This window comes from Providencia sp. PROV073, assembly GCF_033688125.1.
Classification (GTDB): Bacteria; Pseudomonadota; Gammaproteobacteria; order Enterobacterales; family Enterobacteriaceae; genus Providencia; species Providencia hangzhouensis.
Genome location: NZ_CP096353.1, coordinates 4,398,832 through 4,419,373, shown reverse-complemented (window position 1 = coordinate 4,419,373; position 20,542 = coordinate 4,398,832). Strand labels below are relative to the sequence as shown.

Sequence of the window (20,542 nt, the reverse complement as noted above, 5' to 3'; positions counted from 1 at the left end):
AATCCGTTATAGTAGTGCCTCATAGCAACCTCCAATATTAAACTTGTGGTAAAACTGATGAAGAAAAAGTTATTTGCAGGCTTTTATCTGGCATTGATCTTTATTGGCTCCCTTTTCTTAGTCTTTGAAAAAGGTAGCGTAATTTATCCTGCTCTCATATCGGTCAGTGTATATGCCGTTTTATTCGGTATTTTAATGGTGCTAACAGCTCGCTGGTTATTTTCCGCTATTATTACCAGCACATTATTTATCATCATAAAATTCCTGAATCAGTTAAAAGTTCATTATTACAAAGAACAACTCTTCTTTAGTGATATCAATATTATGACAGACACTTCCAATATGGGGACCTTGGGTCATTATTGGTTAGCAGGTGTCGCACTGGTTGGGTTGCTTATATTATTAGTCATTAATGGGGTTATTAGCTGGCGATTGCTCAAGCCGAGTAAATCAAAAATGACTCGTGTTATTGGTGTTGTTCTTATTGTTGCGGGTTACTTTGGTATTAACTTCACAAGCTCACATTATTATGACAGATGGTCTCAGACGTTGCCAAAAGGCCGAGGGACAGTGACCAATATTATTATGTCGGCACAAAATGCGAGTTATCAATCCCCTGAATTTGCAGGCTCAGCTGATTATTTTATGGAAAAAGCAGCAGCAATATCCCTAGAAAATAATGCAGTCTCAGAAAAACCAGACATCGTTTTATTACTGCAAGAGTCTACTGTTGACCCACATATTTATGACTTACCTGAAGGAACTAAGCTTCCTGATTTATTTATGTTCCAGCAAGATAGTGGCGTAAGTGCGCATAGTCAGATGCGGGTACAAACTTTTGGGGGAGGAACTTGGTTATCTGAATTCTCAGCGCTAACTGGCTTAAATAGTGATGATTTTGGTGCGCAAAAAAGCGGTGTCTTTTATTTTATCGTTGACCACCTTAAAAATAGCTTATTCAAAGAAATGAAGGCCAACGGTTATTATACTGTGGTACTTACCCCCTTTAATAAAGGCGCATACCATTCAGGGCATGCCTATGAAACGCTTGGGGTTGATCGAATTATTCAACCACAAGAGCTCGGCTATCCAGGTAAACTGCAAGATAACTTATGGACAATCAGCACCGATGATATGCTGAAATATGTAAAAGAAATCTTAGCGAAAGAAACAGATAAACCCGTATTTATTTTCTCTCTTACAATGTATGAGCATGGTCCTTACAAAGAGAGCCATAGTGATGACTACGGTATAAAAGACAAAATTAAAAACTCAGATGCTGCAGGTGAATTTAGCCATTATATGGACAAAATCGTAACCTCAGATGCATCAATACGTGATTTCGCAGAATTCATTGAAAAACGTAAGCGTCCGTTGATGTTTTTATATTTTGGTGACCATCAACCAGGAATTAGCTTAAATCAGTATAATTCTTCATTTTCATCACCCGCTTACCTAACACAATTTACTTTGCGGGATAACTTGAAATCAGGAACTGCAATAACAACGGGCCAGTTAACAGATATTTCCTTCTTAGGCGGAATCTTATTAGAAAGGGCAAATTTAAATATTTCCCCATTTTATGAAGCCAACATCAAAATGCGTCACTTATGTGATGGCAAATTGAATGATTGTGAAGACCAAAAGTTACTTGATAGCTATCGCAACTATGTTTATGGAACTTTAGAAGCAGCTAATGCCAATAAAGGTGATATGTAAGAGTATGTTATTATCAGCCGTAGATATTTACGGCTGATACCCTCTTTTTTGTTATTTCCTGCCTAAAATATTAATATTTTCTTAAAATTTATTATTTTTTTACGCTTTCTTGTTTTAATAACAAAACCATTCGTTATTTTTTTTGTCTTAATTTTAGTTAATTTTTCTGTGAAATTAGGTGCTCATTTCGAGCTTTAGAATGGTTTAACGCTAGAAGACAATGAATATGAAATATTTGGTCACGGGAAGTGCGGGTTTTATTGGTTTCACGCTTTGCCAACGTTTATTAGAGAGTGGGCATGAAGTTGTCGGGATTGATAACTTAAATGCGTATTACGATCAGGGGCTTAAACAATCCCGTTTACATTTATTGGAGCAGTTTCCGTTATTTCGTTTTATTCATCTTGATATCACAGACCGTGAGACTGTCCGTGTATTGTGTACACAAGAACAATTTGACCGAGTCATTCACTTAGCGGCACAAGCGGGTGTTCGTTACTCGTTGGAAAACCCATTTGCTTACGCAGATAGTAATTTGACTGGCCACCTCGCTATTTTAGAAGGTTGTCGCCAAGCAAAAGTGAAGCATTTAGTCTATGCCTCTTCAAGTTCGGTGTACGGCGTAACCGATAAGACGCCATTTACTACTGACATGGCAACCGATCACCCGATTTCACTCTATGCGGCAACAAAGAAAGCCAATGAATTAATGGCGCACTCCTATTCACATTTATACCAGCTACCGACCACAGGGCTGCGGTTCTTTACGGTTTATGGTCCTTGGGGGCGCCCAGATATGGCTTTATTTAAGTTTACGAAAGCTATTTTGGCGGGCGAGCCTATCGATGTCTATAATAACGGCAATCTCAGTCGTGATTTCACTTTTGTTGATGATATTGTCGAAGGTGTGATCCGTATTTCAGATATAATTCCACAAGCGAACCCGAATAATCATTCGGCATCACCTGCAGAAAGCAGCGCGCCATATCGAATCTATAATATTGGTAATGGGCAGCCTGTTAAGTTGATTGAATTTATTTCTGCACTGGAAAAGGCACTGGGTAAAGAAGCGATTAAAAACTTTTTACCTATGCAAGCGGGTGATGTGTACACCACTTGGGCGGATACGGAAGACTTGTTTAATGTGACAGGTTATCGCCCACAAGTTTCTATTGAGCAGGGTGTTCAGGCATTTGTGGATTGGTACCGTTCTTATTACCACCAATAATATCAATAAGCTGTAACATCTTTAGCAGGATTTGAGAGGCAAGTTTGAAAATAGCAATCGCAGGAACCGGCTACGTCGGCCTATCTAACGCCATGTTGCTGTCACAAAACCACGAAGTGGTTGCGGTGGACATCATCCCTGAAAAAGTGGCGATGCTAAACAACCATCAATCACCGATTGTTGATGCAGAAATTGAACAGTTTTTAACGGAAAAGACCCTCAATTTCCGTGCCACAGAAGATAAAACTGAAGCTTACACCGGTGCACAATACGTCATTGTCGCAACGCCAACCGACTATGACCCAAAAACCAATTACTTCAATACAAGATCGGTCGAATCCGTCATTCATGACGTGAACGAAATTAACCCGGCTGCCACCATTATCGTTAAATCTACCATTCCAGTCGGTTTTACCACCCGTTTACGTGAAGAGTTTGGTTATACCAACGTGATTTTCTCTCCTGAATTTTTACGTGAGGGGCGTGCTTTGTGGGATAACTTACATCCTTCCCGTATCGTGGTGGGAGAGCGTTCAGAGCGCGCGAAAATTTTTGCAGATTTGTTGCTGGAAGGCGCAATTAAGAAAGATGTGCCCGTGTTATTTACCGATGGAACCGAAGCCGAAGCCATTAAACTGTTTGCCAACACTTATTTAGCCATGCGTGTGGCGTACTTTAATGAACTCGATACCTACGCAGAAAGCCGCGGTTTAAATGCACGTCAAATTATTGAAGGGGTCTCTTTAGACCCACGTATTGGTAGCCATTATAACAACCCATCATTTGGTTACGGCGGTTATTGTTTACCGAAAGATACCAAGCAGTTGTTAGCTAACTACGATGACGTGCCAAATAACCTTATTAACGCCATTGTGGAATCAAACCGCACCCGTAAAGACTTTATTTCCGATGCAATTATTGCTAAAGCACCATGCAAAGTCGGTGTTTATCGCTTAGTCATGAAAGCGGGCTCTGATAATTTCCGTGCCTCTGCGGTACAAGGTGTGATGAAGCGCATCAAGGCCAAGGGCATCGAAGTGGTGGTGTATGAGCCGGTTTTAAAAGAAGAAGAGTTTTTCCGTTCGAAGGTTATCCGTGATCTCGACACTTTCAAAGCAGAAAGCGACATTATTCTAGCCAACCGTATGGTGCCTGAGCTGGAAGATGTGGCAGAGAAAGTCTATACCCGAGATTTATTTGGTAACGATTAAAACTCGTTTATTGGGTAGGTTGGTATCGTGCTAACCTATCTCTGTATATTAAGACCTAATAACCCTATCTATTTTGTGCCATAGTGCACAAGTTACCTATTTTTAAACGCTACTCTGCAACAATCGCTAAGAAATGTTGTTTGCCATTTGCTAGCATCCGTCAATTGATTAAAAATTGGCTATTTTGTTATGCAGAAAATAATAAAAAAACAAAGAGACGGTTTTATCACCTTTCAAAAAGAAGGTGAGATAGATTTTTGGCAAATTGTTAATGATTATATTGATGGGAAGATCGCGGGTAAGAATTTAAGTAGCGGAAATATTGAGAGAAGTGTTGCTCGTATTCATGTAAATGGACAAAGTTATATTATTAAATGCGAAAAAGAACGCGATAAGCGTATTGAAAAACGGCTGATGCGTATTATTTCTGGCCCTTTTTATTCACATTTATTGAAACGTTTAGTGACTGCACAAAATAACGGTTGTACCGTAACGAATGATATTTACTTTGTTGCAGAAAAAATGGTCGGTCGTGAGTCAGTAGAAACATGGATTATTGCGGAGTATGTGGAAGGAACTGTTTTATCTGAAGTTGATGATATCAAGCCTTATTATGCAGAGATGAAAGTCATTATCAACCAATTGCATTGGTATGGTTTATCTTCTAATGATATCCATGCAGGGAACTTTGTTATAACCAATGAAGGACTTAAGGTTATTGATTTATCAGATTATGGTAATTTTGCTATTTGCAAAGCGAATGATTTAATTGCATTACAGCGTTTTTACGGTATTGAACCCGATAGCAAAAATTTTGTTTATCGTTTTATTCGTTTTAGAGATCACTTTCGTCATTGGTCAAGAAAGATAAGAGGGAAGAAAACTCGGCTCTAGTTCGCTATGCCAAGTTTTCATTACCACAAAACTACCGAAAAAAACAAAGTTATCGATCACAACAAAACTATTGATAAAGCGCATCTAAAAATTCAGGGATAAAACTGCCCGTCCCATGGCAACGCTGGGTTGCGGTTTCTCCAGCTTGTTTCATGATAGCGCAAGCAGCGGCAACATTTTGTAGCCTATCACCAGGTAGAGCGCAACATGCAGCAACCACCGCGGAAAGAGCGCATCCTGTACCGACGACTCGAGTCATTAAAATATGGCCGCCAGTAACTGCAAAGGTGCGTATTCCATCGGTGATGTAATCCACTTCCCCGCTTATCGCAACAATTGTCTTAGCTTGTCTCGCTAATAATTGTGCTGCGGGAAGAGCGTCATCAGTGGTGTTAAGGGAATCAACGCCTCTGCCGCCAGCACTGCTTCCTACCAATGCCATAATTTCAGAGGCATTACCGCGAATAGCGGCAGGCTTGAGAGTCAGCAATTCATGGCAAAAATGGGTGCGAAAGCTAAGCGCACCTGCGGCAACAGGGTCAAGTACCCAAGGTTTTTTCGCTTGATTCGCACTGTTAACCGCACATTTCATTGCATGTCGGCGCTCAGTGGTTAATGTGCCTACATTAATCAGCAAGCCATGTGCGATAGCGGCAAACTGCTCTGCTTCTTCGGGTTCAATGACCATGGCGGGAGAGCAGCCGAGCGCTAACAGGACATTGGCAGTGAAGGTCTGAACAACATCGTTTGTCATGCAATGAACAAGAGGGGATTGAGAAGTAAGCTGTTGTAGTACCAATGATTTTGTCGTGTTGCTGATGTGTTCAAATTCTAACATGATCCCCTCATTAATAGTGATAGAGCATAGGCTCGTTGATTTATTCTACACTCTATCTGTTTTAATGAAAGAACCACTTAATCAGCAAGATATTTCTCCATGACCATTCCACCAGCGCCTTGAGCAACAATTTCGTATGAATCATTGGCGGGGTAAATACGTGTCTTAATATGAGGAAAAATAGAGAGTTTTTCTTCAATAGACTTTTTGGTCATCTCAAAAAAGTGATTTTTAGGTGTTAGGGTTCCGCCGCAGACCACCACATCTGCTTGAGTCGTTAAAATCGCATTAGCGATGGCAATACCATAATAATAGGCTGCCTCGCCAAGTGCTTCGAGACACAGGGCATCGTCCAATGTGAGAGCTTGGAAAATAGTATGGTAGCTAATTTCAGACTCATTATTAACTAATTCATTGATTATTGAGCTTTTACCCAACCTGAGTTGCTGGATCACCCGTGACTTAATCGCAGACAGTGAACTATATTGCTTTAAACAGCCAAATGACCCGCATTCGCAGCGTTGACCATTAATATCAATTGTCGTATGACCAAAGGCTTGAGCGGTGCTAATGGGTGCTGGAGCGTATTGATTGTTGATGATGGTACAGCTGCGAATATCGGTATCGCAGGTTGTGAATAAAAACCTTTGGCTATCAGAGGTATAGCGTAAACGATACTCAGCAAAAGCTGCAAAACTGATCCCACTTCCGAGTAATACGAAGCAAGGGACTTTACTGGATATATAGTCGTGAAGTTCTTTTATTCGTGAGTTATATTGATGATATGGCAGTTTATCGCGTTCTAATATATGGTCGATGGCGATGCCTATACCCAACAAACTTTTTATGTTAAGTCCATGTTCAGCTAATAAAATATCTAATTTATTGAGCAGATGATCCACCATATTTTCTGCGGTTTCTAGGTGCTCATATTTGACTTTTACCATTCCTAAAATATCCAACTTTAGGTTTTGTAAAACTATCGTCGAATATATATCACTCATTTCAATGCCAACTAGGTAGCCATCAGCGGCATTGATATTATAGAGGATAGGTTTGCGGCCACCGGTCGACTCTCCGAGCTCAGAAGTCGAAATTAAGTGATTTCTCCCCAGTTCGTCGAGTAACCGAGCACAAGTTGCTGGTTTCATGCTAGCCAGTGATGTCAACGTCTCCGCCCTAATGGGACCATGGTTTAAAATTAACCGGTAAAGCGTTTTGAGTTTTTGTGTTTTTGAATTTTTTGAGGTGCGAAATTCATTTAATAGTGTATGTAACAAGCGCCTCACTCCTTTTCATTCCGACTCTTGCGCTAAAGATTAGCAAATATACGCATAAGATTCTGCTTCATGTGACACATCATATCTAAATTCTTTTTCTTAAAATGAGATTAAGATCGCTGTTCTGTTTCTAAATTGCTTTATGATCGATTTTAACAATTTTTAGTCGATGTCAATTTGGAGACAACCATGCATCATACAAAAGATATTCTAGAAAGCTTAAGCTTTATTCAGTCTCGCACAGATATTAAACCAACAGTGGGCATTATTCTGGGTTCAGGATTAGGCCCGTTTGCGGACACATTAGAAAATGCAGTACATATTCCTTATAGCGAAATTCCACATTTTGCCAAATCTGAAGCCGTAGGGCATGCCAATGAATTGGTGATTGGCACCATCGCAGGTAAAAATGTGGTTGCGATGAAAGGCCGTTTCCACTACTACGAAGGCTTTACCCTCGACCAAGTCACTTTCCCTGTGCGTTTGATGAAAGCATTGGGCGTCGAAAAATTGATTATTACCAACGCCTGCGGTGCAGTAAATACCGATTTCAACCCAGGTGACCTGATGATTATTACCGATCATATTAATTTAACTGCAAATAACCCATTGATGGGGCCAAATAACCCTGAATTAGGGGTGCGTTTCTTGGATGTTAGTGAGGTGTATAACAAAGAATTACGCCAAACAATCAAGGATGTAGCGGCCGAACAAGGTGTTTCTGTTCGTGAAGGTGTTTATGCATGGTGGACTGGTCCAACTTATGAAACACCTGCCGAAATTCGCATGATCAGAACCTTAGGCGCTGATGCTGTTGGTATGTCTACCGTACCAGAAGCTCTGGTCGCTCATCATTCACAAATTAAGACAGTGGGCATCTCCTGTTTAACTAATATGGCTTGTGGTATTTTAGAACAACCTCTTAGCCATGACGAAGTTATTGAAACTGCAGAGAAAGTTAAAGCCACCTTCTTGAAATTGGTAACGGGTGTGATCGCTCGCTTCTAGTTTTTAGGTTCTTTTTCTCAAAACAATATAAAGATGTTCATAACGCTAAATAAGGTGAATATTGAAATGAAATTTAAAGGTCTAATTTTAGTTTCTTTAGGCGCTTGCAGTTATGGCATTCTTTCAACACTCGTCGTGTTGGCCTACCGCGCAGGATATTCCTTGAATGATGTCATCGGTAGCCAAACGGTATTAGGTGCGATTTTACTGTGGTTTTTTGTTGCCGCAGGCGCATTAATTAAAAAAGCACGTCTAGTATGGCCAACACGACAACAAGGCCTATTAATGTTACTCACTGGGACGACAACAGGGCTAACCGGACTCTTATATTATGCATCATTGCAATATTTGTCTCCGGCGCTTGGTGTCGTCTTATTTTTGCAATTTACATGGATGGGGGTTGCCATTAATGCGGTTGTCAGCCGCCAAGCTCCTCCCATAATGACCCTGGTATCGGTTGTGGTGATATTAATTGGGACAGTATTAGCGACAGGTTTATTAAATAGTTCAGGGATCGTATTTCACTGGCTTGGTGTGCTATTAGGACTATGTGCGGCATTATCGAATGCTATTCGTGTTTATGTCAGTGGTGCATTAGCGGTTAAAACAGATCCTATGATGCGTTCTGCAATTATGGTAACAGGGGGCGCAATTTTGACATCGATTGTCGTTCCTCCAACATTCTTATTGAGCGCATCAACGTTTCATTCCCTATTTTTCTCTTATGGCTTACCCCTAGCTTTCTTTGGTTCTTTCTTTGGTATGTGGATGTTTGCCAAAGGTACTCCACTGATCGGTACCAGTTTAGCGACCATTGTTAGCTCAATGCAGTTGCCCGTCACGATTTTATTATCTGTGACTGTATTGCAGTTACCTCTTGAGTTCATTCAGTTTGTTGGCGTTGCTGTCATCCTTATGGGTGTCGCCATTGCTGAGTTGAAAATAAAAACAAATAAATATAACTCCAAACGGAGCCTTGTATGAATATTAAATCCCGCTTGAAAATCATGCTTTTCCTGCAATATTTTGTTTGGGGAAGTTGGTTAGTTACACTCGGCTCCTACATGATGAAAACATTGAGTTTTTCAGGTGCAGAAGTCGGTATGGTGTATAGCTCAAAGGGTATTGCTGCCATTCTAATGCCCGGGCTTATCGGAATCATTGCAGATAAATATATTCCAGCAAATCGTTTATATATGATTTGTCATTTGATTGGGGCTGCCGCATTGTTTTATGCTGCAACAGTCACGAGTTCAACAGTGATGTTCTGGGTGATGTTAATTAATGCAATGGCCTTTATGCCAACTATTGCACTTTCAAATAGCATCAGTTATTCATCATTAAGCCAATATCAGCTCGATTCAGTGAGTAACTTCCCACCTATTCGTGTATTTGGTACGGTAGGTTTTATTGTTGCTATGTGGAGTATTAGCTTAATGAAATTTGAGCTAAGTAGTATGCAGCTTTATATTGCAGGTGGCTGTTCATTACTTTTAGCGCTTTATTCATTAACTTTGCCAAAAATTGATGTTAATAAAAAAGCGATTTCAAGTAGCTGGATCAGTAAGCTAGGTTTAGATGCTCTGGTGTTATTTAAAAAACCTATTATGGCGGTATTTTTCTTATTCGCTATGTTACTTGGTGCGGTTTTACAAATTACCAATACGTTTGGTAATCCATTCTTGCATGACTTCGGTCTGAATCCGTTATACCAAGATAGTTTGGTGGTTCAGTATCCATCGATATTATTATCGATCTCTCAGATGGCAGAAGTGTGCTTTATCTTAGCAATTCCATTTTTCTTGAAACGCTATGGCATTAAAACTGTCATGCTATTAAGCATGTTTGCGTGGACATTACGCTTTGGATTCTTTGCCTTTGGTGACCCATCAGCAATTGGCTTGATGTTCTTAATAATGTCGATGATCGTATATGGCTGTGCATTCGACTTCTTCAATATTTCAGGCTCTATTTTTATTGAAAGAGAAGTGGATACGCGTATGCGCGCGAGTGCTCAGGGCTTATTTATGACGATGGTTAATGGTGTTGGTGCCTATTTTGGTGCGATATTAAGTGGATTGGTTGTCGACTATTACACGGTGGATGGTATTAAAGATTGGCAAATGATCTGGTTAGTTTTTGCTTCTTATACTGTTGTATTAGCAATAATCTTCCAATTTACCTTCCATTATCATCACGATAAAGACGCCGCACTGAAAGAGGCTAAGTCTAGCTAAGATAAGTTGTTAGAAATAACATTTAATCTAAGGGAAAACCATCAATTTGGTTTTCTCTTTTTTTGTTGGTTTTAATACTAAACATAATTACGCTTGCCGCGCAATATATGCTCAGTTAGCGTTTCTTCCGCAAGGGTAAATTCTTTTGCTTTGAGTTGTTCAACTAATTGCTGATGTTGGCGTGTAGACTCATGATAATATTCATTGCGATAAATAGGGTCAGGCTGGAAATAGACTCGCTGGCGAATATTATCCGCTAAATCTAAGAAAACCGAGTTATCCAGTAATTCCAAGAAGAAACGGTGGAAGCGTTCATCTTCTTTTATCCAACCTTGATAGTCATTTTTCTTCAATAATTCATCTTGCCGCTCAATAATCGTCTTTAAGATAGAAAAATGTTCATCAGTTAAATATTCACGAACTAATTTAATTGCATGGGACTCAATTGCTAAGCGTAAATCATAATTATCTCTGGTTTCTTTTAACGATAGTTTCTGAATAAAAACACCTTTACGAGGGATAATTTTGACTAAGCCTTCATTTTGTAATTGATATAAGGCTTCACGAATTGGAGTACGACTCATACCGAGTTCCTCAACTAAGCTATTTTCAGAGGTGTAACTTTCCTCTCCAAATTGCTTGCTGAGAATTTTATGTTTAATTGCAGTATAGGCCTGTTGGCTTAGTGGTTTATCTTTCATCAGGATCTTGTGTTAACAATAGAAATTTTAGTGAGTATAGAAAGGAATAGATTGGTATACAAGTAATACACTAGTTTTATATTATTTAGGATGCTGTTAAATTTGGGTGGATAATTGAACTTAGCTTGTTGAATAAACCGGCATCCTTGCCAGTTTTTAGACTAATACAGCTCAGGGCGTCGGTTTTGCATACAAGGTAATTTTTCTCGTGTCTCTGCGGTATGCTGTGTTGATATTTCAGCAAAAAATAGTGTTTCATCGTAGCCAGCAGATGCGATAGTTACTCCAAGTGCATCACAAACAAGGCTGCGACCAATAAAAATATTACCCGTTTGGTCACATGCGCAGACAGGGATCGTGTTCTCCAAAGCACGTGCTTTAACTAATGTTTGGTAATGCTCCTCTTTTAGTGGCCCGCTAACCCATGCTGTGGGAACGAGTATAAGGTCAGCGCCAGCTAAGGTTAGTTTTCGAGCAACTTCTGGGAAACGCAGTTCATAACAGACTAAAACGCCAATTTTGCCAAATTCCGTTTCCACAGGTTTTAATTCATTATTACTTTGAATGATATTAAGGGATTCCTGATATGAAAAGGCATCGTACAGGTGTGTTTTTTGGTAGTGATAGATAAGCTCACCTTGGCGGTTCAACATAATTGTCGTGTTGAAAGCTCTTTTCGGCTCATTCGGGGCACTTTCATAAATGCCACAGGTCACATAAATACCGTATTGTTGAGCGGCTTTTGCCAACTGAGAGACAAAAGGGCCATCAACATGCTCTGCGACATCGGCATAGCTAATGCCACTATCCGCTGGAACAAAAGCCATAAACATTTCCGGCAATAGGACGAGGTCGGCACCACCTTGAGCGGCTTTTTGTATAGCTTCACAGGCTTTTTTTAAATTTAGAGCTTTATCTGAGCTACTGGCTAGCTGAGCAATTGCAATCTTCATAGAGCCTCCTTATTCAAAAAATTTCGCAGCACCTGAAATTGCCGCTAATGTTTCACCGGCATCAATGCGCTTTTTAACATCAATTTCAGCATGTTGAGCATTAAGGGCTCGTTGGCGATACTCTTGCAGAGTAACTTCATCAGCGACTAAAATGCCATCGCCATCTGCGATGATTAAGTTACCAGGATGGATCGTTACGCCATCTATGCTAATCGGCACATTAATTGCGCCTTCAATACCTAAAATTCGAGTTGTTAACGGACTCACTTTACGTGCATAAATAGGAACGCCAATCTCACGTAATGCTTTGATATCCGTGACACAACCATCAATGACAGCACCAGCAATTTTCTTTGCCCGTGCCATATAAGAAACCATTTCCCCCCAACAAGCACGATCATAATCCCCTGACATATCGATACAGACAACATCGCCTTCTTGCACAATGTCGAAAACCTTGTGTACGGCAGATGAGTCCATATGTGGAATACGAACAGTTACAGCATTACCAATAAATTGGCATTGTTCAATTTGTGGGCGTAATGTTTTGAGAAAACCGAAGTCAGTCATGTGTCCAATAGTTGACGGGCAAACATCACGGCAACTTTCGATAATTTCCGAGCTAAAACAAGCAACACGAGGATTTAATGTAAACATAGGGACACCTTTATTTATTGTATTGAACATAATGTATATGGGTGAAAATTAATCAGGATTAACTGCAGCAGCTAATGGTTTATCTGGCTGAATGAAAAACCAGCAAACAATCGCTAAACTGATAGGTATCACATTGAAAAGTAAAGCGACGGTCCAGCCGAAATGCTGTGCAAGCCAGCCACATAGAATGGGGGAAATAACACCACCGAGATTGCCCCATAAATTCATCCATCCACTGACAGAGCCTGCATATTGGCGGCCCTTATCTGCTGCAATTGCCCAAGAGGTCACAACTGGTAATCCTAGAGAACCGAGTGCAAGAGTTAGCCATGCAACACTCGCAATGGCACTTTCAGTTTGAGCAGCGCCGCAAATACCCACAATAAAGAGAATAAAACCGGTAATGGCGATATATCCCCTAGCGACTAACTGTGAGTATCCTTTGTTGAGTAACCAATCAGAAATTGAACCTGCAGTGAGTACCGCGATACAAATTGCTAGCCAAGGAAAACTGGCGGCAACGCCCATTTGGGTTAATGAGAAACCACGAGCCTCTTGTAAATAGGTGGGGAGCCAAATCATAAATAAGGTGGTCATATAGGCGACAAAAAAGTATTGGAAACCAACAGCCCAGAACGGACGTTCTTTCATAAATTTTCGCCAAGGAGCTTTAACGTCAGCACCTCCTTGCTCACTAATTGTTCGGCCTCCTTGAATAAATACAATTTCACTTTGAGAAATTTTTGGATGTTGTTCAGGTTTATTTCTGGCAAAGAAATACCAGACCATACCGATAAGAATACCAATCACACCGAAGATATAAAAAACGGCATGCCACCCGAACGAAATCATAATAAATACGGTAAGGGTGGGGGCAATCACAGGCCCGAAATAGGAACCGGCAAGTAAGAAGCTAGCGGCTCGTGCCTTTTCATTTTGGCGAAACCACCATGTATTAAAGACGGCATTCGCAGGATAGAGCGGCGCTTCTCCAACACCAAATAGGAAGCGTACGATGCATAGCCAAATATAGGTAGGGGCAACGACCGTTAATATTGTGAATGCGGACCAAACGTAAAGGCTAATGGTTGCGATAAGCCTGCTACCAAACCGTTCTGCAAGTATTCCGCTTGGAATTTGGGCAAGTGCATAGCCAAGCGAAAATAACGCACCCAAAAAGCCAAATTGAACTTTGCTCATTCCTAAATCGGTCATCATATGTTCGGCAACAATGGAAATATTGGCGCGATCCATATATGCAATCAAACCGATAATAAAAAATATTGCTGCTAATCCCCAACGTAAACGCCCTGGTGAGTCTTTTGTTGCTGGTGTTACAACAGAATCATTATGTGACATAGAGTTACCTTTTTATTGGTTTGTCGAGGTAATCAACCTTATTGTATTTATATTGAATTCAACTTGTATACAAGATGGATGTTAATAAGCAGTTATTGTGGTGTCAAAGATCTGTTTTGTTATCTGTGATTGAACTCAAAACATTTGATTGATTTATGAGCGAGATCTTATTTTTGGGAAAAAACAGGAAGAAAATAATATTTATGATTAAAAATCAAATGATTATGTATTTCTATGGAAATTGATTTAATCGTTTCTATTCATTATTTGGAAAGAAATAATGAATATCGTGGTAATAGTCTATTTTTCCCCGAATACTTCTTGGGTAAAAATTTTTTAATATCTTCGAAGGGTTGTTGTGGAATGCAGGTTCAAAAATCGTGACAATTAGCACCTATTTCGAGTTAACTTGAGAATCTTTTCAAAGAAAAAAGCCAAACGATAAATAAGCTCACTTCATCGGTTGGCTTTTTTATGGATTAAAATCGTAACAGAGTGATTATTCGATGTTCTGAATTTGTTCTCTCATTTGTTCGATTAATACTTTGAGCTCAACTGCTGAAGTTGTGACTTCGCTATTAATTGATTTTGACGCTAACGTATTCGCTTCACGGTTAAATTCTTGCATCATAAAGTCAAGACGGCGGCCAGTTGCCTCTTTTTTCTTCAAGATATTACGTGTTTCTTTAACGTGTGCTTCTAATCTATCCAATTCTTCTGCAACATCAACACGTTGAGCCAATAGAATAAGTTCCTGTTCCAAGCGGTTGTTATCCACTTGAATGTCAGCTTCTTCTAACTTGTTTTGTAAGCGTTCACGTTGCCATTGTAGAATTTCTGGCATGTGTTGACGTACTTTGGCGACCTCTGCTAGCACACCGTCAAGTCGCTGCTCAATAAGTGTATGTAAGGATGCCCCTTCAGCTTCACGGCTTTGGATAAAGGCATCAATCGCTTCATCTAACCCTGCCATTAGTTGTTCGCTAATTATGTCTAAATCTTGCTCGCCAGCTGACATTACTCCAGGCCAACGCAAAATTTCTAATGGGTTGATTTCACCTTCATGGCTGTAATTTTTAACCCAATTCGCAGCACTGATTAATTGGCGGGCTAATTGCTCATTTAGGATTAACTCGCCACGATTTGCGCCATCTAACTCAAAGCGTAGACTACATTCCACCTTTCCACGAGTTAAGCGAGAACGCAGGCGCTCGCGAATGACGGGCTCAAGGCTTCTGAATTGCTCAGGTAAGCGAATATACGTTTCTAAATAACGTTGGTTCACGGAACGCAGCTCCCAGGCCGCATTCCCCCATTCACCCTTGATGTCCCGACGGGCAAAAGCGGTCATACTACGGATCATAATTCGTTCCCATTATCGTAAAGATTTAGGAGATTATAACGCTATGCAGGATGACAGGATAGGCATTATCGCTTGAACAACGTATAATGCGTCCCAATTTGAGTTGATAATGGAGATAACACCATGCGCCCAGCAGATAGACAAGCAGACCAAATGCGCCCGATTACCATCACGCGCAACTATACTAAGCATGCAGAAGGCTCTGTTCTTATTGAGTTTGGCGACACGAAGGTGTTATGTAATGCAACTGTTGAAGAAGGTGTTCCTCGTTTTTTAAAAGGGCAGGGGCAAGGTTGGGTTACAGCGGAGTATGGTATGTTACCGCGCGCAACAAATTCACGTAATCAACGTGAAGCTGCACGAGGAAAACAAACGGGTCGTACGATGGAAATCCAACGGTTAATCGCACGTTCTTTACGTGCTGCTGTTGACCTTAAAAAATTAGGTGAATACACCATTACTTTAGACTGTGATGTTATCCAAGCGGATGGCGGTACACGTACAGCAGCGATTTCTGGTGCCTGTGTAGCTCTAGTTGATGCACTGAACAATATGGTTGAGCAAGGTAAAATTGCAAAAAGTCCACTAAAATCAATGGTTGCAGCCGTTTCTGTCGGAATTGTAAATCAAGAAGCCCTATGTGACCTTGAATATGTTGAAGATTCTGCAGCTGAAACAGATATGAATGTTGTCATGATGGATGATGGCCGAATGATTGAAGTGCAGGGCACCGCAGAAGGCGAACCATTTAGTCATGAAGAGCTACTTGCTCTATTGGCATTAGCTAAAACAGGTTTAAATACCATTTTTGAAGCTCAGCGAGAAGCGCTGAAGTAAGTTAATCATTAATTAGGCGGCTAAATAGTCGCCTTTTTTATGTCTGCTGGTTCATCAACCAATTAGCAGCTTTGAATATAGATAAATAATCATCAACGAGGAGAATGACCAATGAAAGCCTATCAGCGCGATTTTATTGAACTTGCCATGAAAAAACAGGTACTTAAATTTGGTGAGTTTACGCTGAAATCAGGTCGTAAAAGCCCTTATTTTTTCAATGCGGGGTTATTTAATACAGGGCGTGATCTGGCACTTGTCGGTCGTTTTTATGCACAAGCATTACAAGATAGTGCAATTGAGTGTGATGTCATCTTTGGTCCTGCGTATAAAGGGATCCCTATCGCAACGACGACGGCGGTAGCACTTTCTGAACACCATGACATCGATATGCCATATTGCTTCAATCGCAAAGAAGCTAAAGACCATGGGGAAGGTGGCGTGTTAGTTGGGAGTCCTTTGAAAGGGCGTGTTGTGGTAGTTGATGATGTCATTACTGCAGGAACGGCAATTCGTGAGTCAATGGAAATTATTAAACAACAACAAGCGACGTTGAATGGTGTTTTGCTATGCCTTGATCGCCAAGAAAAAGGTAAAGGTGACATTTCAGCAGTGCAAGAGGTTGAGCGTGATTATGGCTGTAAAGTTTACTCAATTATTACCATGAGCGATTTAATCACTTACCTCTCTGAACAGGAAGGTATGCAGGAACATTTAGCGGCTATGAAGGCTTACCGCGAACAATACGGAATCGAGTAAAAAAAGCCCTCGCCCAATAATGGGCGGGGTGAGTAGTATAAACAATCGGTTATTGTAACTGAGCTAGAATTAAAGGCCAGCGCGATTCAAACTCGACGGTTGGCCGATAACGAAACTCAGAACGTACAAAACGTGAGAGCATCCCTTCACAAAAGGCTAATAGCTGAGAAGCAAGCAGTGACTCATCATGAATAAACCCATGACCATCACGTATTTTTTTCTCTTTCAACACCTGCCGCAATTGGGATTCTATACGTTCAAATAATTGATTAATACGATCTTGAAGCCTATCTTGCTCAAACATCAGAGCGTGGCCTGTCATTATACGCGTTAGCCCAGGGTTTTTTTCTGAAAAACCAAGTATTAGGGCAAGTATGAGTTTAATTCTAATTATCGTATCTTTTTCATCACTTAAAATCAGATTAATGCGCGAAACCAATGAGTCTTCAATAAACCCAATGAGGCTATCGAACATTTTCATTTTACTCGGAAAATGACGATACAGCGCAGCCTCTGATACACCAACCGTAGCAGCAAGTTTTGCTGTTGTAATACGTTGGCTACCATCACTACTTTCTAACATTAACGCAAGAGCCTGTAAAATCTCATCACGTCTGTTACGCTTTTGTGTTGTCGCTTTTTCTGCCATGTCTAATAAGACCCCTGCTAAAACAGCAAAACAAACTATCCAAAATTTTGCTCTTAGTAAAGAGACTTACAAAGCAAAATGGATTTAAAAAATGTTTAAAATATAAGTAATGTTGAGCAAGCTTCCTGAAAGAAAATATGTGGCTGATTGTTTTTATTCATAAAGATAGAACCTAATTCAGGTTCTATCTAGCATATTTGTTATCAGGATATTCTATTTATTGACGGCCGGAATGGCCGAAACCGCCAGCCCCACGCTCTGTTGCGTCAAAATCATCAACAATATTAAATTCCGCCTGAACAACCGGGACAAATACCATTTGAGCCATACGTTCACCGGGTTCAATAGTAAAAGTTTTATCACTACGGTTCCAGACAGACACCATAAGTTGCCCTTGATAATCAGAGTCAATGAGCCCAACTAGGTTACCAAGTACGACGCCATGTTTATGTCCTAAACCTGAACGAGGTAAGATGACAGCAGCAAGGCTTTCATCAGCAATGTGAATGGCTAAACCCGTTGGAATAAGTTCTGTTTGACCTGGCGCCAGATCGATAGGTGCATCAAGGCATGCACGTAAATCTAAACCAGCAGAACCTGTAGTGGCGTAGGCTGGTAGAGGAAATTCATTACCGATACGGCTATCAAGGATTTTTAGGTCAATTTTTTTCATAACGTTGAAGTATCTCGTCAAGTAAATAGTGGCTTAATTCGTTTTTATTGCAGTGAGGCAAACGTGTATCACCGTTAGCATCAAAAATATGTAACGCGTTGTTATCGCTATTAAATCCATTGTCTGCTAGTGAGACGTCATTGGCACAAATGAGATCGAGTTGTTTTTGCTGCCGTTTTTGGCGTGCGTATTCTTCCACATTTTGGGTTTCAGCTGCAAACCCAACAACATATGGCCTATTGTGTTTTAGGTTGCCGACACTAGCCACGATATCTGGATTTTTGATAAGTGTAATCGAAACTTCATCACCTTGTTTTTTTATTTTGTTTTCAGCAATGTTTTTTGCTCGGTAATCTGCAACTGCGGCGCAACCAATAAAAATATTTTGCTCTGTAATGGTTTGATGAACTTGCTCATACATTTCTAGGCCGCTCGTGACATCAATCCGCTTAACCCCTTCTGGTGTTTCAATATTTACAGGGCCCGCAATCAAAGTGACGTCAGCACCACGTTGGCTGGCTGCCTTAGCAATGGCAAAACCCATTTTCCCCGAACTATGGTTGCTGATGAAACGAACGGGGTCGAGTGCTTCCCGTGTTGGGCCAGCAGTGATCATTAATTTGATACCTTGTAAGTCGAGTTTAGGGGTAAAAAACTCACTGGTTAGACGAATAATTTCTAGTGGGTCAATCATGCGACCAGGACCAATATCACCGCAAGCTTGGCTACCTGCGTCCGGCCCCCAAATCATACATTGGCGTTGTTGCAGTTTGATTAAATTTTCTTGCGTTGCTTTTGCTTTGTACATTTGTTGGTTCATTGCTGGCACAAGTGCAATCGGTGCAGCGGAAGCAAGACAAACTGTTGTGAGTAAATCATTTGCCATTCCTGCACTGAGGCGAGCAATTAAATCCGCAGTAGCAGGCGCTAGAATAATGATATCTGCCCACTTAGCGAGTTCAATATGTCCCATAGCAGCCTCAGCGGCTGGGTCGAGTAAGTCATCGGAAACAGGATGCCCTGAAACGGCTTGCAAGGTTAAAGGTGTAATAAAGGCTTTTGCACCTTGAGTCATCACAACACGCACAATCGCACCTTTATCGCGCAAACGGCGGGTAAGTTCAGGGATTTTATAAGCGGCAATGCCCCCACTAATACCAATAACTATCTGCTTACCTAATAGTGATAGTTGATTCATTATTTTTATCCAATTCGGTCAACATGGGAGGCATATTACCACAGAGAAGCTAGAGGTGGCGCGCTCGATTTTTCGTCACAGTACTATTTTTGCGAAGCGCTACGCAAACCCATATGTGAGGGGTTGTGAATGTTTTTTAGGCTAGATAAAAAGGATGCAAGGGATTTAGGGACAAAGAATATGATGAGTGAACATCTAGATTTACCACCAAGAGAAAAGCTACTCGCATACGGGGCGGCTGCGTTATCTGATGCTGAGCTACTCGCTATTTTTTTGCGTACAGGGAGCCAAGGTGAACCTGTTTTGCAGCTTGCGAAGCGTTTAATACAGGAGTTTGGTTCAGTGTATTTGCTTCTACAAGCAGACTACGAAAAACTAAAACACTGTAAAGGAATGGGGAGTTGTAAATTTACCCAACTACAGGCCGTCAGTGAACTAGCTCGACGCTTTTTCTCTGAACAATTTTTATATGAAGATGTGATGACTGGGCCTGAACAGTTGAAAGCAAAGTTGTTGGATTTATTTGCAGGGCAAGAGCGTGAAGTTTTTGTCGTGATATTTTTAAATAATAAAAATCAAATTATTTGCTATGAAGAGTTGTTTAAAGGTACTTTGAACAAAGTTGAAGTCCACCCTAGAGAAATTATTCGCTTTGCCATAAAAATGAATGCGAACGGCATTATATTAGCCCATAATCATCCATCGGGTAACCCAGAACCCAGCACTGCGGATAGGCAAGTGACAGAGCGAATCCAGCGAGCTTGCGCTATTATGGGGATTAAACTACTTGACCATTTTGTCGTCGGGCATAAGCAATGTGTCTCATTTGTAGAACGAGGGTGGTTATAAAATTATTTTTTTGCCTAAAAAATGACAACTTTCTTTGTGTTGGGCTTGAGTGAAAACGATTGAAAGCGTATACTACGCCACCTTTAAGGATCTTGGGTTTGGCGAGAAGGGCCTATCTCAGTAAATTTTTAC

The 20,542-nt window shown here is 40.7% G+C and carries 20 protein-coding genes; 10 read left to right on the top strand and 10 right to left on the bottom strand.

Annotated elements, in window-relative coordinates; translation table 11 throughout:
- Positions 1 to 57 precede the first annotated feature (57 nt).
- The 4 genes from M1F17_RS20375 to M1F17_RS20360 all read left to right on the top strand — a co-directional run bounded on the left by M1F17_RS20375 (position 58) and on the right by M1F17_RS20360 (position 5,052).
- Positions 58 to 1,719: an LTA synthase family protein gene (locus tag M1F17_RS20375; protein WP_110592776.1), complete on the top strand. Its 1,662-nt coding sequence runs from the start codon at positions 58 to 60 to the stop codon at positions 1,717 to 1,719.
- A gap of 226 nt (positions 1,720 to 1,945) precedes the next feature.
- On the top strand, positions 1,946 to 2,947 hold the full coding sequence (locus M1F17_RS20370; RefSeq protein WP_036959200.1) for an NAD-dependent epimerase: 1,002 nt from the start codon (positions 1,946 to 1,948) through the stop codon (positions 2,945 to 2,947).
- A 44-nt stretch (positions 2,948 to 2,991) separates the two neighbouring features.
- On the top strand, positions 2,992 to 4,158 hold the full coding sequence (locus tag M1F17_RS20365) for a nucleotide sugar dehydrogenase (RefSeq protein ID WP_318837152.1): 1,167 nt from the start codon (positions 2,992 to 2,994) through the stop codon (positions 4,156 to 4,158).
- Between the two features lie 189 nt (positions 4,159 to 4,347).
- Positions 4,348 to 5,052 carry a lipopolysaccharide core heptose(II) kinase RfaY gene (locus M1F17_RS20360; protein WP_180312255.1) on the top strand — a complete coding sequence of 235 codons (705 nt, stop codon included), beginning with the start codon at positions 4,348 to 4,350 and terminating at the stop codon, positions 5,050 to 5,052.
- A gap of 67 nt (positions 5,053 to 5,119) precedes the next feature.
- On the opposite strand, the gene thiM is transcribed toward M1F17_RS20360, so the two are convergent.
- Positions 5,120 to 5,890 carry a hydroxyethylthiazole kinase gene (thiM, locus tag M1F17_RS20355; protein ID WP_004906177.1) on the bottom strand — a complete coding sequence of 257 codons (771 nt, stop codon included), beginning with the start codon at positions 5,888 to 5,890 and terminating at the stop codon, positions 5,120 to 5,122.
- A 77-nt stretch (positions 5,891 to 5,967) separates the two neighbouring features.
- Complete coding sequence (locus M1F17_RS20350; RefSeq protein WP_257468757.1) at positions 5,968 to 7,041, bottom strand: ROK family protein; 1,074 nt, start codon at positions 7,039 to 7,041, stop codon at positions 5,968 to 5,970.
- 318 nt (positions 7,042 to 7,359) lie between these two features.
- Between M1F17_RS20350 and M1F17_RS20345 the strand changes: the two genes are divergently transcribed.
- The 3 genes from M1F17_RS20345 (at position 7,360) to M1F17_RS20335 (ending at position 10,415) form a co-directional block, all read left to right on the top strand.
- On the top strand, positions 7,360 to 8,178 hold the full coding sequence (locus M1F17_RS20345) for a purine-nucleoside phosphorylase (RefSeq protein ID WP_094962905.1): 819 nt from the start codon (positions 7,360 to 7,362) through the stop codon (positions 8,176 to 8,178).
- A 66-nt stretch (positions 8,179 to 8,244) separates the two neighbouring features.
- Positions 8,245 to 9,162: a DMT family transporter gene (locus M1F17_RS20340; RefSeq protein WP_180312254.1), complete on the top strand. Its 918-nt coding sequence runs from the start codon at positions 8,245 to 8,247 to the stop codon at positions 9,160 to 9,162.
- Positions 9,159 to 10,415 carry a nucleoside permease gene (locus tag M1F17_RS20335; RefSeq protein WP_004906171.1) on the top strand — a complete coding sequence of 419 codons (1,257 nt, stop codon included), beginning with the start codon at positions 9,159 to 9,161 and terminating at the stop codon, positions 10,413 to 10,415. The genes M1F17_RS20340 and M1F17_RS20335 overlap by 4 nt, the downstream gene beginning before the upstream one ends.
- A 77-nt stretch (positions 10,416 to 10,492) precedes the next feature.
- On the opposite strand, the gene M1F17_RS20330 is transcribed toward M1F17_RS20335, so the two are convergent.
- From M1F17_RS20330 to M1F17_RS20310, 5 genes are all read right to left on the bottom strand, one after another.
- The gene (locus M1F17_RS20330; protein ID WP_004906170.1) at positions 10,493 to 11,116 is read right to left on the bottom strand and encodes a GntR family transcriptional regulator; all 624 of its coding nucleotides are present in this window, start codon (positions 11,114 to 11,116) and stop codon (positions 10,493 to 10,495) included.
- Between the two features lie 161 nt (positions 11,117 to 11,277).
- Entirely contained in the window at positions 11,278 to 12,069 is a 792-nt protein-coding gene (locus M1F17_RS20325) for a carbon-nitrogen hydrolase family protein (RefSeq protein WP_094962909.1), read from the bottom strand.
- A gap of 9 nt (positions 12,070 to 12,078) precedes the next feature.
- Positions 12,079 to 12,726, bottom strand: a complete 648-nt coding sequence (locus tag M1F17_RS20320; RefSeq protein WP_094962910.1) for an RraA family protein — start codon at positions 12,724 to 12,726, stop codon at positions 12,079 to 12,081.
- Positions 12,727 to 12,774: 48 nt separating this feature from the next.
- Positions 12,775 to 14,085 (bottom strand): MFS transporter, encoded by a 1,311-nt coding sequence (locus M1F17_RS20315; protein ID WP_004906166.1) that lies wholly within the window; start codon positions 14,083 to 14,085, stop codon positions 12,775 to 12,777.
- Between the two features lie 499 nt (positions 14,086 to 14,584).
- Positions 14,585 to 15,448, bottom strand: coding sequence for a YicC/YloC family endoribonuclease (locus M1F17_RS20310; protein ID WP_036959080.1), 864 nt, complete (start codon positions 15,446 to 15,448; stop codon positions 14,585 to 14,587).
- A 123-nt stretch (positions 15,449 to 15,571) separates the two neighbouring features.
- Between M1F17_RS20310 and rph the strand changes: the two genes are divergently transcribed.
- Together rph and pyrE are read left to right on the top strand one after the other, a co-directional pair.
- The gene (gene rph / locus M1F17_RS20305; protein WP_004265108.1) at positions 15,572 to 16,285 is read left to right on the top strand and encodes a ribonuclease PH; all 714 of its coding nucleotides are present in this window, start codon (positions 15,572 to 15,574) and stop codon (positions 16,283 to 16,285) included.
- Positions 16,286 to 16,396: 111 nt separating this feature from the next.
- A complete protein-coding gene (gene pyrE / locus M1F17_RS20300; RefSeq protein ID WP_004265110.1) occupies positions 16,397 to 17,041 on the top strand; it encodes an orotate phosphoribosyltransferase in 645 nt (214 codons plus the stop codon).
- A 49-nt stretch (positions 17,042 to 17,090) separates the two neighbouring features.
- On the opposite strand, the gene slmA is transcribed toward pyrE, so the two are convergent.
- From slmA to coaBC, 3 genes are all read right to left on the bottom strand, one after another.
- Positions 17,091 to 17,690, bottom strand: a complete 600-nt coding sequence (gene slmA / locus M1F17_RS20295) for a nucleoid occlusion factor SlmA (protein WP_004265112.1) — start codon at positions 17,688 to 17,690, stop codon at positions 17,091 to 17,093.
- Between the two features lie 217 nt (positions 17,691 to 17,907).
- Positions 17,908 to 18,363 carry a dUTP diphosphatase gene (dut, locus tag M1F17_RS20290; RefSeq protein WP_094962911.1) on the bottom strand — a complete coding sequence of 152 codons (456 nt, stop codon included), beginning with the start codon at positions 18,361 to 18,363 and terminating at the stop codon, positions 17,908 to 17,910.
- Complete coding sequence (gene coaBC, locus M1F17_RS20285; protein ID WP_318837151.1) at positions 18,350 to 19,561, bottom strand: bifunctional phosphopantothenoylcysteine decarboxylase/phosphopantothenate--cysteine ligase CoaBC; 1,212 nt, start codon at positions 19,559 to 19,561, stop codon at positions 18,350 to 18,352. Before coaBC ends, dut begins: the two co-directional genes overlap by 14 nt.
- Positions 19,562 to 19,744: 183 nt before the next feature.
- Between coaBC and radC the strand changes: the two genes are divergently transcribed.
- Positions 19,745 to 20,410 carry a RadC family protein gene (gene radC / locus M1F17_RS20280; protein ID WP_318837441.1) on the top strand — a complete coding sequence of 222 codons (666 nt, stop codon included), beginning with the start codon at positions 19,745 to 19,747 and terminating at the stop codon, positions 20,408 to 20,410.
- Positions 20,411 to 20,542 lie beyond the last annotated feature (132 nt).